The 15734-nt window shown below is 47.2% G+C and carries 9 protein-coding genes; 2 read left to right on the top strand and 7 right to left on the bottom strand.

The genetic code is table 11. The annotated features are described in order from the left end of the window. Together H8B17_RS15555 and H8B17_RS15560 are read right to left on the bottom strand one after the other, a co-directional pair. Entirely contained in the window at positions 1-3144 is a 3144-nt protein-coding gene (locus tag H8B17_RS15555) for a SusC/RagA family TonB-linked outer membrane protein (RefSeq protein ID WP_190310136.1), read from the bottom strand. A 38-nt stretch (positions 3145-3182) separates the two neighbouring features. Continuing rightward, positions 3183-4262 carry a FecR family protein gene (locus H8B17_RS15560; protein ID WP_223816614.1) on the bottom strand — a complete coding sequence of 360 codons (1080 nt, stop codon included), beginning with the start codon at positions 4260-4262 and terminating at the stop codon, positions 3183-3185. Between the two features lie 197 nt (positions 4263-4459). On the opposite strand from H8B17_RS15560, the gene H8B17_RS15565 reads away from it, so the two are divergent. Further along, the gene (locus tag H8B17_RS15565; RefSeq protein ID WP_190310138.1) at positions 4460-5062 is read left to right on the top strand and encodes an RNA polymerase sigma factor; all 603 of its coding nucleotides are present in this window, start codon (positions 4460-4462) and stop codon (positions 5060-5062) included. A 199-nt stretch (positions 5063-5261) separates the two neighbouring features. Here H8B17_RS15565 and H8B17_RS15570 read toward each other — a convergent pair whose 3' ends face one another. After that, the gene (locus H8B17_RS15570; protein WP_190310139.1) at positions 5262-6359 is read right to left on the bottom strand and encodes an MBL fold metallo-hydrolase; all 1098 of its coding nucleotides are present in this window, start codon (positions 6357-6359) and stop codon (positions 5262-5264) included. A 392-nt stretch (positions 6360-6751) separates the two neighbouring features. On the opposite strand from H8B17_RS15570, the gene H8B17_RS15575 reads away from it, so the two are divergent. After that, on the top strand, positions 6752-6877 hold the full coding sequence (locus tag H8B17_RS15575; RefSeq protein ID WP_190310140.1) for an SDR family NAD(P)-dependent oxidoreductase: 126 nt from the start codon (positions 6752-6754) through the stop codon (positions 6875-6877). Positions 6878-7096: 219 nt separating this feature from the next. Here the strand turns inward: H8B17_RS15575 and H8B17_RS15580 are convergent, their stop codons facing one another. The 4 genes from H8B17_RS15580 to H8B17_RS15595 form a co-directional block, all read right to left on the bottom strand. After that, on the bottom strand, positions 7097-11161 hold the full coding sequence (locus H8B17_RS15580; RefSeq protein WP_190310141.1) for a hybrid sensor histidine kinase/response regulator transcription factor: 4065 nt from the start codon (positions 11159-11161) through the stop codon (positions 7097-7099). A 96-nt stretch (positions 11162-11257) separates the two neighbouring features. Next, entirely contained in the window at positions 11258-12514 is a 1257-nt protein-coding gene (locus H8B17_RS15585) for a purple acid phosphatase family protein (RefSeq protein ID WP_190310142.1), read from the bottom strand. Position 12515: 1 nt separating this feature from the next. After that, positions 12516-14081 carry a hypothetical protein gene (locus H8B17_RS15590; RefSeq protein ID WP_223816615.1) on the bottom strand — a complete coding sequence of 522 codons (1566 nt, stop codon included), beginning with the start codon at positions 14079-14081 and terminating at the stop codon, positions 12516-12518. A gap of 21 nt (positions 14082-14102) precedes the next feature. Next, the gene (locus H8B17_RS15595) at positions 14103-15716 is read right to left on the bottom strand and encodes a hypothetical protein (RefSeq protein ID WP_190310144.1); all 1614 of its coding nucleotides are present in this window, start codon (positions 15714-15716) and stop codon (positions 14103-14105) included. Positions 15717-15734 lie beyond the last annotated feature (18 nt).

Genomic DNA, 15734 nt, shown 5'->3' on the forward strand with positions numbered 1-15734 from the left:
TTAAAAGGTAAGGCTCGCCCCGATTGCGAACGTGCGGCTATTGGGATAAGCACCATTATCCTTTGCCCGCACTGTCGAACTTGTGCCTGCCGAATTGACCTCCGGATCATAACCGTTATAATCCGTTAGCAGAAACAAGTTTGTACCGGTCAGAAATACGTTCAGCTGCCGATCAGCTTGTTTAAACACGGCAGAACTCAGGTCATAATTCAAGGTCAGGGATTTCAACCGGAGAAATGAGGAGTTCTGTAGAAAATAAGTACTTGGAATATTATCCCTGGAGTTCACCGCTGGAATATCAGAATCCGGGTTCTCCGGCGTCCAACGGTCTTTCATATAGCTCATTTGATTGGTTAGATACAGTCCAACCCCCGTAAAATATTGCATGGTATTCCACATCGTGCTTCCATGCTGAAACTGCAAGAACGCATCCAACGTCAGTTGTTTATACCGCAAGGTATTTCCCCAACCACCAAAGCGTGGGGGATTCGGCGTACCCAGATAATGGTAATCGTCAATGTTGAGTTCCCCATCCTTTTGATAATCATAATACTTCTGCTTCCCTGGTTTATAGAAATTCGAGATGGAAACATAGGTGCGGTCTTCCAACGGTTTGGCAAGTTCGGCATCGATTTCTTCCTGACTATGCCATACGCCCGCATATTCCAGTCCGAAGTTTGCCCCTATCGGCACACCCTCCTGCAGGTAATTCGTCGTCGCACCATAACCCGTATTGTCCAAGGCCACCAACACCAACGGCCCCAAGTCTGTCACCTCTTGATCGTTTGTACTGAAGTTCAGGGAAGTTGACCAACCAAAATCCTTGTTATTGATGATGTCGCTACGAATACCCACTTCAAAACCAGACGACACCGTTTTTCCAATATTGACCAGCCGGTTCGCATAGCCCGTCTGCGTAGGCGTCTGCACCGTCAAGAGGAGATTCTTCGTATGCATATTGTAATAGTTGGTCGTCACATCAACTCTGCCGTTGAACAACTGGAAATCCAAGCCGGCGTTTAATTGTGTCGATGTTTCCCATGTCAGGTCATCGTTGGTTATATTTCCCTGCCTGTACCCTAACTGCGGTACGCCACCAAAGACATAACCGTTGGGGCGCGGCGACAACGTCGGGAGCGACTGGTAATTGTTGATCCCCTGATTACCAGACAAGCCGTAGCTTAGGCGTACAGAAAGGTCATTAAGCACATTTTCCGATAGCGCCATATCCTGGAAGAACTCCTCTTCCGCAATACGCCATTTGATGGCGGACGACGGGAAATAGCCCCATTTTTTATTCGCTGCAAAGTTAGAAGCTCCGTCATAGCGGTTCGTGACGGTGAGGTAATACTTATTGGCGTAGTTATACTGCACCCGCCCAATAAACGAAACCTGTTCATTCAAGCTATTGGCAGAGCCAATAGTACGCTGTTCCTGAGGCACACTTGCAAAATCGTTCCAACGGATGATATCATTGGTCAGTCCGCCGCCATTGACGTCGAGCGTGTTGCTCTCCGAATGTTGATAAGTAAATCCGCCCAAGAGATTTAGATGGTGTTCGCCAAAGCTTTTGTCATAGGTAAGCGTATTTTCATTCAGCAGGTAATCTTTAAACCCGATGTCTGTACTGGCATTCCCAAATTCCGCTCCACTTGCCACATAGGAAGGCATGTAAGAGGGCACATAATCATGGTATCGGCTGTTACTGATATTTGCGCCCAAAGAAGATCTGAACGTCAGCCCGTCGAGAATCTCATATTGCGCATATACACTTCCTAATAGGTCATTGTGCGTTGTATGGGCGGTAATCAACTCTGCCGAAGCGAGCGAGGTGTTAACCGTCCCTCCGCCAAAATAAGCGATAGGATTAAAACTGGCCGGCGAGCCATCGGGGTTTCGTGGAAGCATCGTCGGCGGTAGGGTCAACATCGAACTTTTCCAGCCCGCTGTCGTCCCCAGATCTACCCGCGAGCTGGGTTCACGCTTATATCGGGCTATATTCATATTCAGCCCTATTTTCAAACGCGTACCAATATCCTTTGCTAAGTTCACATTCGTTTGGTACCGTCTATAAGACGAATTCAGCACGACACCTTTCTGATCAACCACATTTCCCGAAATGCGGTACGTAAAGCCGTTACTGCCGCCAGCCAACGCGAGGTTGAAATCCGTATAGGCTCCCGTCTGGAAGATTTCCTCTTGCCAGTTTGTTCCCACCGGTCCGGTAATCGCTAAGATGGAATCCACGTCAGGATAAAGTGGCGCCTGACCCTCATCGATATAAGCTTCATTCACAAAGGATACAAAATCTTCCGCGCCCATCATATCGACCAGTTTCGGCACATTCGATATACCATGTGTTGCTGAAAACGAAATTTTATCCCGGCCCGGCGTACCCTTTTTCGTGGTAATAATGATCACACCGTTGGATGCACGCGAACCGTAAATTGCCGCAGCGGAAGCATCTTTCAATACGTCGATGCTCGCAATATCTGCCGGGTTAATCGTATTTAAATCGCCGGCACCGACAATACCATCAATCACATAAAGCGGCTCGTTCGAAGCGCTCACCGAACGGCTTCCCCGAATCCGGATGGTTGTTCCGGCTCCCGGAGCCCCGGTCGTGGAGGTCACCTGGACACCAGCTGCACGGCCTTGTAACATTTGATCGACCCGCTGAACAGGCGTACGTTGTAATTCTTCACTGCTAATCGAAGACACAGCTCCCGTCAGATCCCGCTTCTTCACCTGCCCGTAACCTACCACCACAACCTCGTCCAATCCTTCAGCAGCCGGTGACAACCGGATTAAAGCCGAATTTGTACCCGTGGCATTTATCGTAATTTCCTGCGTAGACCGCTGGTAGCCCATCATCGATACCGTGACTTTGTATGTAACTCCCCGTGGCAGTTTTGTAAAATGGAATACCCCCTGATCGTCCGACGACCTTGTATCGATCAGGCTATCGGTGAGGGAATATAACCCCACCGTCGTTCCTTGAAGTTTCTCTCCTTCATCACTCATCACCACTCCTCTAAGCTGTCCGTTATCCTGTGCCCATGTTTGCAACGAAAGCAGTAACGGAACCAAAAGCATGGCGATTAAACGCCCTTGCTTCCACATCATCCTTGTATTCATTACCATCTAAAAAAATCAGTTTAAAACGTTTTCCATCTAATTTGTCATTTGTTTATTCCATTTGCGAGATGACGGAGTTTAACCGAGCTGTCGCCTTGCCGTTCGTACGTCAGATCGTTGGTCGTGCAGATGATATCCAACATCATTTCCACATCGTCTTTTTCCGAAAAATTGCCGGTAAAGTGGAAGTCCCGTACGTCGGCCTCCCGTAAATCAAAGCGTAGATTTTTAGCCGCTCCAATCCGTTCCAATACCTCCAGCAATGGCGTTTCCTCGAAATGTAGATCGGTGCCTCCGTTCCCCTTTTTGGGCGAAGGCGATGTAGCCGGCGCGACGCGAACAGGCGATTTTGGTTCCTCTACAAAGGAACGCCTTTCCATCGCCGAGCGGTCAACCTGAATAGCGAGTTCTTCTCCCGGAAGCAAGTACTGATCGGCTATCATAAACGGTGTCTGCGGCGTAGATTTCACGACGACCTTGCCGCTCAACAGCCGCACCCGCATCCGCCCCCTATCTCGGGCGTCCACCGTAAAGATGGTCCCTAAGGCCGTCGTCGTATACCCTTTTGCTTCGACGATAAAAGGTCGCAGGGTATCTTTAGCGACCACAAAACGAGCTTCTCCGGTTAATTTCAAGAATCGGTCAGCCTTTCCATAATCCGCATCATAGGTCAGGCTACTTCCAGGATAGAGCTTCACTTCTGAGCCATCGTTCAGGGTAAACACCTTCATCTGGCCCTTATCGCGCGCATACACGGTTGTTTCGCGGGTGAGCTGCCTTACCTCTACATCCGGTTCAGGCGTTCCCTGTTGCCAAAGCAGGTACACTAAACCGGAGATGAGCAAAAGAGAAGCAGCAAAGCCTCGTCGGTACCACATCGGCCGCACCCGCCGCTTGGGCACATCTGCGCAACCCACTTTTTCTATAACCCGACGCAAGTATAGCTGATAATCCTCCTCGCGATGCAGCTGTTCATCGTCCGGAGTCGTATCAAATTCGTTGGCCATACCCTTGCGCAGTTCTTCCTCGCCATCGGTCAATTTAGCAAGCAATTTCTCACGATCTTCCCTTGATAACATACCTTGCCAAAATAGCCGGATCATTGACTTTATCTTCTCGTTCATTACAAGTAAATACACCAAGGCTGGACGAATCGCCCTACTTTTTAGGTTAAGTAATTATCAAGAAATCATTACCAATCGGTATTATTTTATTGATAATTTGTTAATATAAGATAAGCAGAGCAACCTATTTTTATTTTCTAGTTTTGTTGCGCTTTGATTTTGTCGAACGAAAAAAAGTGCAGTAGCTTGACATATCTATGAAAGATTTTGATGAAGAAATAGCAGATATCATCGCGTTCGGTCGCGACGACACACTCGCGTTTAACCGGCTATACCAACGGTATCACAAATCCGTTCACGCGAACATTCTAAAATTAGTTAAGTGTCCGGAAGCGTCCGTAGAGCTGTTACAGGACGTCTTTGTTTCCCTTTGGCAAAATCGCGACCGCATCCAGCAAGACCAGTCGGTGGGCGGCTGGCTTTTCGTCGTAAGCTACAATATGTCGCTAAACTTTATCCGCAAAAAAGTAAAGGAGTCGCTCGTCTTTGTGGAAGAATATCCCTTGGATTTACGAACTGCCGAAACCAGTGCCGCTGAAGACGAACCGATCGCAGTTCAACTGCAACTATTGGATGAAGCCGTTTCAGGACTTCCGCGGAGAAAGCAACAGGTTTTTCATATGTGCCGTTACGAAGGAAAAAGTAAAAAAGACGTTGCTGACCTGCTGGGATTGAGTGTCCGCACGGTTGAAAATTACCTCAAGGACGCCAACCGGATGGTCAAGGATTATCTTTGGGACAAGTACCCCGAACAAGTCGGTAAAATAGGTGTGATCTTACTCACGCTGTATTTTGTGTAAACCTCGCTTTCTTATCCTACTAAAGGTAATCTTCTATTAGCTCAAGTTAGGTGTCCATTTACAATGGAAACTTTTATCCATTTGTAATGGAAGGTCTTGCTACTTCATCTTCGATGTGATTTGTTCGGTCCAATGTTTAATTATTTTGACATCGGCTCTATCCGCTTCACCAGTTCGTCGGGATTTATTCTGGACTTTACTATCGAAGTTCTTCCCACCATCGTTTGAATTGCTGGCTAGAATCGTTCAAATTCACCAGTTCTCCCACGATCGGTGTTACCAAAGGGATATGAAGCGCTTTATTGTTTTCCGTGATCCGGATCAGGGGTTCGTCCCAAGCGTGGAATCCTAATTTAAACTTCGCAGAATGTACCGGGAGGACGCGTTTTGCTTTAAGGTCCTGTGCAGCTTGTAGCACCTCTTCGGGCAACAGATGTATTTCGCGCCAACCTTCATTGTATTGACCGTTGTCCAGAATCGCCAGATCAAATCCACCAAAACGCTCGCCTATTTCTGCAAAATGCGTGTCGTATCCGCTATCTCCGCCCAGGTACAGTTTCAGATCGGGCGTTTGCAGAACATAGGACAGCCAAAGCGTATTGTCTCGCTTGAGCCCGCGACCCGAAAAATGTCGTGCGGTGGTGGTATACAAGGTCATATCATCATCGATCGTAACGCTTTCGTTCCAATCTTTCTCGATGATTTTTGCGCGGTCGTACTTCCAATATTCAAAATGTGCGCCCACACCTAAACCACATACAACCTGTTTCACTTTTGGCCTTAACGCGACGATCGTTGGATAATCCAGATGGTCATAATGATCATGCGAGATAAGCAAATAATCAATCTCGGGCATATCCTCAGCCGTATAGATATCTGTTCCCTTAAATGCTTTGCTGGAGTTGGGGATAGGCGATGCATTGCCGGAGAAAACAGGATCCATTAAAAATCGCTTACCGTTCAACTGGATAAAATAAGATGAATGGCCAAACCACACCAGTACATTTTCGGTTATGGGCAAGCTTCTAAGATCCGTTTTTAAAGAGGGAATAGCGTCCGTAGGCACTGTTCGCGGAAATTTGGTAAAAGCAAAGTCGTAGACCGCCCTCGTCATGGAATAGCCCTCGCTTACCATAGGTGTGAAGTGTTTATTCTGAAACTTGCCGTCTTTATAATTCGGTGATTGCTTTATCCGTTCAAGCCGTTGCCCGTTGGGGGCTTTTCCGAATTTCGGATGCTGCATATACAGGATTGCACCTACAAGTAGCGCGCCTGCTAGAATGAGTATTGCTATCATTGCCTTTTTGACTATTTTAAAGCGCTTGTTTTTATTCATCGGCTTACTATCTTAGCTCCACACATTCATAAATATAAAAACCATTTGCATTGCTTTTTGCTAAAATCTTGTTTACACAAAAGTACTCGTTAGCTTTACACCAAACAAGGCAACCGCCTTTATTATACATTATTCAATACAAAAGAAAATGTGCTTCCCGCACCATACTCGCTTTGTACCCCTATTTTACCGCCCTGTGCTTCTGTAAATTAAATCTATATAACACTTGAATTGACTTGTATTCTCTATATTATTATTTACCCTACATTAACAAAACACTAAAACAGAAGCGGTATATTTGATATGACATCCAGCAACTACACCCTTTGTAGTCTGGTTTAAATATTAAAGAGATGCATAAAAAAGTAATTATTATCACGGGAGCAGCTGTGGGACTAGGTCTTGCTGCTGCCCAGGAGTTTGCTACCAGAGGTGCCAAACAAGTATTGGTAGATTACAATAAAGGGGCTTTCAGATAAATTTCAATTCGGTTGCTCTATGTATCAAGGAGGCAGAATTGCTTACTTTAAATTTTTGAAGTTTGCTAATTCTCTTGCATTTACGGGAGCCAAAGTATGCCCGAACATTTTAAGTACTTGGTTTACTTTTTCGAGATTCAGGTTCTCTTTTCCCTGTTCTATTTTTCGGATCACCGTTAATGCAACTTTTGAAGTACGTAATTTCCCGCGTCTACGACGTTACGTATTCATAAATGCTGTCGGGCTCTTCCCTATCTCCTTTTTAAACACCTTAGCAAAGTATTGGCTATCTTGAAATCCCACCCTAAAAGCAACTTCAGAAACCCGAAGATCCGTCTGCGTCAAAAGCTGACAAGCATATTTCATCTTATAGTTTTTGATATATTCCGAAGGAGACAGCCCCGTGAGGGATTTGATCTTCCTAAACAGGTGCACCCTACTCAGGCCAACCTCGGCACCTAGCCATTCTACACTCAGGTCCGCACTTTCCAGATTTTCCGAAATGATCGTGTTAACCCGGTCTAAAAGCTTCCGATCATGATCGTTGCCGGTAACATCCTCATAATTAGGCAGATAAGTTGCTGCTCGGTAACGCGTATGAATCCGTTTTTGATGGTCGATTATATTCTTTATTCGCAGCTTCAACTCCAGTATATGAAAAGGTTTGGGGAGGTATGCGTCTGCGCCATGACCAAGTCCTTCCATCTTGGCCGCATGTGTGTCCATGGCGGTTAAGAGAACCAAAGGGATATGACAGATCTCCGGTTTACTTTTGATGCTGGCACATAACTCGTACCCATTCAGGCCCGGCATGACCAGATCGCTGATGATCAGGTCGGGAACCAGTTCTTCTGCCTTTTGAAGACCTTGCAGGCCGTCATAGGCTGTGAAGATCTTATATGTCGTTTTGAGCTGTGCTTCCAGGTAATGTACTATTACGGCATTGTCGTCCACCAACAGTATAGTCCCTAGATCAGGCTTCACGTCATTGTTAGTTTCGTCCTTATGAACCACGATTTCGACAGGCTCGTTCCAGGTTAATTTATTAGATGGTAGATTTTGATCTTCCTCTTGTTGTGTGGCCGTATCCAACATCTCGCAGGGTATGGTCAACATGAACGATGTACCCCTCGCGACCTCGCTGTGCACCGTTATACAGCCGTCCATCATCTCCAGCAACGATTTGGACAACGACAAGCCTATTCCTACGCCATGCCCCGAACTTCCCTTCGTGTAGAAACGCTCAAAAATATGAGGTACATCCTGTTCATGGATACCAACGCCGGTATCCCAAACTTTCAACACCAGGGCGTTATCCGTAAAGGAAGCACGGATTCCAATTTCTCCTTTAGGTGGTGTAAATTTAAACGCGTTTTGCAGCAGGTTAAAAATGATTTTCTCGACCTTATCCTTATCGATCAACAGTATCAGCTTATCAAGTCCTTCAAGATCGACCAACAGCTGGATATGCTGTTTTTCCGCCATTGGCCAGAAGCTCATCAATATTTCCTCCAAATGCTTTCTCAGTTGTACCGGCTCCTTATGAATAGCATATTGCCCGGTATCAATTTCTCGGATCTGCATAATCTGTTCTGTCAACAACCGTAACCGCTGCACGTTAAAGTGCATAATTTCCATCCGGTTTTTCTTCCATATGGATTGTTCTTCCGCGGCTAACAGTTCTTCCAATGGCGCCAATATCAGGGAAAGAGGCGTACGAAATTCATGCGATACATCCATGAAATAACTCAGTTTTACATCGTGAATTTCCTTCCACTTCTCTTTCTCCAGCTGCTCAATACGATAGGAATGCTTCAGTCTCAAACCTTGCAGATAACGATTCCAAAAAAGCGCTACGATGAGCCCTATAGACAGCAGATAAAGACATTTCGCCCACCAGCTCATCCACGGTGCATCCAGCACCTCTATCAACATCTGCGCTTCTCCCGCCGAAGACAGAACACCCGTCGAACGGACCTGGAGCTTATAATCGCCCGCTTTGAGATTTGTAAATGCCACCCGGTTCCCGTTTAGCCGGATCCACTCCTCGTGAATACCCTCCAGTTTATAGTAAAACGAATGCCTGTTCGCCGGCGAGTAGCCAAAATCCGAAAACTCCAGTTCGAAATTCGTATGACGATGGCTCAGCTGAATAGCCTGTGTGCGTTGTAAACTTTTGTGCAGTATGCCGGTGCTATTGCCAGGCTCTACACGATCGTTCCCGGTCCGCAAAGCCGTAAACCGCACAGGTTGGTTTCGTCCGGCTAAGCGATACGGCGTCGTCATATCCATTTGTAACCACCCTTCACGACCACCGAGCAGCAGGCTATTGGATACACCCTGTGCGAAAGCGCCTTCATTAATTTCCTCCAGCAGGATGCCCTCCTCGTAACCAAATGGCCGCAATCGGTCGTTTTTGTCCAGCCGACTCACTCCATGTAGCGATACAAACCATTTCCCGGCCGATCGATCTACGATCGTGCCGTACACCAAGTTGTCCAGCATGCCGTTGCTAGCGTGAAAATGTTTACAGTCGCCCGACTGCGGATTCCAGCCCAGCACCCCTTGGCCATTGCTCGACAGCCATAAGGTACCATCCGCTTCCTCTAGCACATGGTTTATCTGGTCCACCCTAAGCTCGACCGCACCCATTCTAAACCTATTTTTATGACTGATTGCGCCCGTCCTGCTATTATATATCACGACGCCGTGGCCGTATGTCGCCAAAAAAATCTGATCATCTCTTCCGATGGATACATGTTTCACGGCCCGATGGTTCAACAACTCCTGTAGCTCCTTATCGCCTTCAAACGGCACAAATCTCTTTGTTGCCAGATCAAAACGATGCAGCCCCCCAGCTCCGTCCGTTCCAATCCACAACCCGCTCGTATCTCCCGCTATGGAATTTATAATCCATCCTTTTGTACGGTTCACGAGGACTGATTCGGGCAGCTCATATTTTTGAAAGCCCCCTGTCGCCGCCGAGAAGCTGTACAGCCCCTTTCCAAATACGCCGAGCCACACCTGTCCGTTCCTATCTTCGTATATCGCTTTTATTGCTCCGTTTTCGGGTAGCTCATAGCGGGTATTATCGTCGCCTGTGACATGATATAACACGCCATCCTCTGTTCCCACCAGCACCGTATCCGCTCTGGATGTCAGTAAAGCCGAGACACTGGTGGAAGAAGTGCTGCTGCCGGCGCCATAAAGGCGGTTGAGTCGAAAACGACGATCACCTCGCCGGTATAATTTGATACCATCCGTATACGTTCCTACCCAGATATTGCCGAGCTTATCCATATGTATAGCACGTATACTTTCCTGATCTTGAATAGTACCGTCTATAAAGCGTCCTAAAGCCACCCTTGTCGGCATCCCTTTTTCCGCCAGCTGGTAAAGACCTTCAAAGGTGCCTACCCATAGCCTTTGCTGCTGATCCAGCCTCAGGTCGCGAATAAGATCAGACTGCAATCTAGTCCGTTCGTCCACAGCCTGGGTATGCCAATGTCGGATAATCTCTCCATTCTTTTCCAGTAAAAATAACCCCGAACCATAGGTTGCTGCCCAAATAACATAATCTGTAACCACCAACGATTCGATACGCGAAGGAAACCGCTTCCTATCGCTCTCACTCGTTATGGAACATCCCTGTCGCGTTGTTGGGTTATAGGTAAACAAGCCGAGCTTTGAAGTTCCGACCCACAGCGTTCCCGTACGATCTTCGGCGATGGAACTTACTGTCCCATGTGCTAAATAATACATACCATCCCCGACAAAACTATGTTTGGTCAGCAAGCCAGAGAGACGGTTCCACTCAAACAGACCATAACGGCATCCCATCCATACACGTCCGTCGCGTCCCACAAAGACTTCATGGATCGAAGAAGACTCATAGATGCTGGATGGTAATGTATAGGTGGTGAATTTATCATGATTGCGGTGATAACAGCTTAATCCCTTGTCCGTTGCTATCCATATATTGCCATCGTTGTCTCCAGAAATAGAAAAAATAGTATTGCCTCCGATACTCGTCGGATTACCCGTTTGATGTCGATACACGACAAATTCATAACCATCATAGCGGCACAACCCGTCGCGTGTGCCAAACCACATAAAACCAAATACATCCTGATAGACGCTTAATACAGAACGTTGTGGCAATCCGTCTTTATGCGATATCGTCTGAAAATTTAGATCCTGCGCATAAGAACAACAAAAAAAGAAAGTCTTTATAAGAATGAAGACGTAGCGAACACATTTTTTTCGAAAAATACAGCTCATCATAGTAAGCAGGATAATAGCACGCAAATAAGCGTGTTACAAAATTGTAAACAACAAATTAACCCACTATTACTTTTATGTTACGCTATCGTGATTTTTTCAGTTACTTTCAACCACGGGCTTGCCTCCCCGCTTCACAATGCGAAAAGTATCATATACCTGACCGTCCAACGCATATGTTTTAAAAATGATCGCTTCATGAGACATCTCGACCAGTTGATAAGTCTGTGTGCTGCCCATCTTTACCTCCATCCACGGATGATTTCCGACGGCGTATGCCTTTCTTCCTGCAACAGAAATCACGTGGGTCGGTCCTCTACGATTACCCTCCGCATCAGGGATTCGGCCTCGGGCATACACATGGTCATGCCCTTGCAAGACGAGGTCAACGTTGTACTTGTCAAATAACGGCTTCCAATGCGCCATCACACCGCTGTTGATTCTTCCTTCTGTGGCCGATACTACCGGATGATGGCAAACTACGATAATCCATTTCTTTGTATTACGCTTTAACACCTGCTCCAACCAATGCCCCTGCACATCCAATGCATCATTGGAATCCATGAAGACAAACCGACAGTTTTTGATATCGATAAAGTAAGCACCGTTTGCCAAAGACGACGGACCATTAGACGGATATCGAAACTGATGTCTCCAGCTAGGCGTGCTATATTGCTTCACGCCATTTTCGTCCTTCACATACTCATGGTTACCACGTACGGCGAGCTGCGGTTTCGCGGCAAACATAAAACCGCCTGCATGAAACCATTCTGCCCATTCATATTCGTTTTGCGAATGGTTGATCAAATCCCCCACGTGTACCACAAACTCAGCTGTTGGCAATGCAGCATACGCTTTCCTAAATACACGGGACCAGAGCGAGCGAATATCGTTTTGCGCGTCGCCCATGTAAATAAACCGAAACGCATCATTGTCTGTTGGCATCGAAAAATCGATCCATTCGCTCCACATATCCCCTTCACCTACTCTGTACACGTAGTTTTCTCCAGGCTTTAGCATCCGCAGCGTAGCCGTATGGTAATACACTGTATCGCCCGTATACGTTACAAACCGCTCACTGCGGGCGTTCGCGCGGTTAGCATCTCGGTAGAAATCGATCTGGGTTATCTTGTCCGACCATTCCAGCGTTCCTGTTTGAACCACCTTGCTCGTCCGCCAGGTGATCGTTCTGGTCTGCGCAAGCGAATCCGTGATCGACATCAAGATCCGATCCGGCATTTCACTGGCCTTGTAAGGTATGGACGGCTGGTCTGGAGGTAATTGTTTTTCATGGGGCTGTGCATAGCCCACAGTCCCCATGAAAAATAAAAATATGACAAAAAATAATCTATGCATTTTATTGATGGATATTCCCCTCATAATTCCGAACCCAGCCCTTCGTCCAATCCGCAGAGGCCTCGCTTACAGCGCCTACATAATTTGCTTCCGAGAAAAACGCATCGACAGAGACAGGATTAAACGCACTGTTGGTGATTGCCTGTGGTATATAGCTTGTCGTGCCGATACCATCGATCGTTGCCAGAATCGGCTCATCCTCATCATTATCTTCAAAACCTGTCACATTATTGAAAAACGGATTCTGGAAAGCATTCTCCGCATCTAAGTCTCCTTGGAATGGATTGCCGTTATCAGTATCATCACGGTAGGGATCGCGAGGCACATGGAAGATATACGAGTAGGCAAAAACGGTGGGTCCTTGTAAATCCGTCACGGTAACCTCATCGTTGAGGCGCAAGCCGCGTCTAGGGAAGTCTGCTACAATGCTGTTATACACTTTTCCGCTACTGTTCGCGCGCATACGCATACCATGAGTATCATCAACATCTTCTCCGGGACCGACTATCGTAACATTTGAGATAACAGGAGACGCTGTTTCCCGGATCGTGAACGCCTCCACCTCATCGTAAAAACTGGTGGTCTGTGAAATCGCAAATTGCACATAGCCCGCATACGCATCACCAAAGCGAAAACCACCACCTTCACAATTGGTAGCCACAAGATACTTCATGCGCACATCGCCGTCCGTTGGCATAATACCTTCGCCAAGCGCCCGATATGCCTGCACATAGTTGATCGTTGTCCCACTGCCTACACCCTGCAAGCGGAAACCACGATCCCCCGCATATTCCACACGAAGATATTCAACCGTGCCACTTGAACTACCATTGCCCGCACCTTTAATATTGAACTGCCCCCAATCACCAGGTTCCGCCTCCTGATCGCGCAACAATTTGTCACTGGTCACCACTACGGGAGCGGTCGCCGTACCGGCTACATCCACTTGTGCTCCCTCATCAATGACCACATCGTATGTTTCTCCTGTTTCGGTATTCATGTACAGCTCCACGCCAGCCTCCATTTGCAGTTCCGTTCCACTCATAAAGTGTATTGTATGCGGCAACCAATATTTACGGCCGGCTGCTAATTTTACCTTTCCGGTTTCGATAATACCGTCCTCCGGAAGCTCGATCTGGTATACAGGAGCGGATCCAATCGTTATCTCGTCGTAAAGCGCCACAGATACTTCGAATGCCGATGCATCCGATGTAATGGTGTTCTTTTCATCTGCTATAAAGAAAGCATAGGGAACAACATCACCTTCTTCAAGATTTGCCGGTAACGTGTCCTCAAAGGTATAGCTCTCCTGTCCGTCCTGAAGCGGCACGCTACGAAGCGGAGCTTCATCACGGTGGATGACGAGCATCGTCCCGTTTCCTGGGTTAGCAAACGAGAGCGCAACCGATACCGTGGTTCCTGGCTTTGCTATTGTACTCGCTTGCGCAACCTCTATCGCATTTCCTTCAATGTTCGCCGGAGTACCCTTGTCGTCTTTTGAACAGGAGACAAAGGTCGAGAGCATGCCGGCCAATACAACGGCGAATACGCCGTTTCTTTTTTTCATTTTCATATTACTTAAGTTAAATTATTCTCTAATACTGCCATCCCGATTCTTAAACCATACTCCCTGTCGTGTCCAATCGTTGTTGGTATGCTGCACAGCACCAATGTAGTCTGCAGCGATAAACCAGGGGTCCAGTTCCTGTGGATTGAAAGCAGAAGCGACCGAACCTACATAGTTATCCCGCGCGATACCGCTCACCACGTCTTCTGTCACATCGTATAAGCCTGATTGGAAAAAGACAGATTCCGCTTCTTGCGCATAATTGGTGGCCGAACGGAATGCTCTTACATTGTCCAGCACCATCTCTCCGCCAAGCACTTCTACCGGTAAATCTTCAACACGAACCGCATCGCTGGGAAAATGTGCTACAATCAGATTCCGCAGCTGCCCAATCGCTCCCCGTCTGATTCGTGCTCCCCTCCGAGTGCCGTCGGAGGTTCCTTCGCCATTGCCAATGAGCGTCACGTTGGCTATCTGGAAGGTCGTTCGCGGACTGGAATCATAGAAACTATCATGGTTACGTAGTTCGAGCGACCGAGCCTGATTCCAAAAGTTTCTTGGAACCAAGGTGGCAGAGATAGCTGTCTGGAACAACCAAAACTGTCCCTTTCCTTGCCAACCCTCATCTGCCCATAAACCATAGCCGCCATGATCAATAGCTGCAATATACCGTAGGTTTACGCGTCCGCCACGGATACGAAAGGCATTGTTCTGACATTGAAATACCTGCACACGTTCTATCCCCGTAGCAGAACCCACACCAAACAAATTCAAGGCGTGATAATCATCTTTACCAGCGTACTCTATCCGTACATAGCGCAGACGGCCCGAATTTTCCGTCGCTACCGACCCGCCGTAAACAAAACCATCTTCAACAACGTTGCTCCCACGATTCGTCGGCGCCGACCCAAATAAAAACAAGCCACCCCAATCATCGAAGGAAGGATTCTCCCCTCGAAGCACTTTTTCTGACGTAAAGACAATCGGTGCTTCCGCGGTACCGGTCGCCTGTATCCTACTACCGCGAGCGATCACCAAACGGGAATTAACAGTGTTATCCGCACTCGTCCGGAAATAAACCGTACTCCCAGCATCGATCGTTAAAGTTCCCCCATCTTCGACAGCGAGCGTTCCCGACACCACATATATTTTTTCTCTTTCGAAGTGAAAGTCTCCATTGACTTTACCCTGGATTACAGACACTTGCTTTCCAGCAACTGTTTCCTCTGTTATGGTATATGTCGCGTCGACCGAAACAGTAATCGGAAAGCTCGTCGAACGACCTACCTTATCGGTTAAGGTTGCCACAAACTCATACACTGTCCCTAAGGATGCGTCTGCTGCCACATTAAATTTGAAATCATAGGAGGCCGATAGTTCATTGCTTGTGTACCTGATTTCATCGTATTGCTCTGCCCCCAGGGAAACTACAAGCGACGCCAAGCCAGAGGCCGCTTGCACATTCAACGGTACGTTAATAATCTTTCCAGGTTCCTGCACCAGCGTTAGCGCCGTTTCATCTGTCATACTCAAAATCAGTGGTTCAGGAAAGACAAAATCCATTTCCTTATCCGCACAACCCGCCAGCAATACATGGAGTATCACGACCAGGAAGTTCAACGATTTGTTTTTCATGTTCTTTATTTTACTTAA

The organism is Sphingobacterium arenae (assembly GCF_014692505.1).
GTDB lineage: Bacteria > Bacteroidota > Bacteroidia > Sphingobacteriales > Sphingobacteriaceae > Sphingobacterium > Sphingobacterium arenae.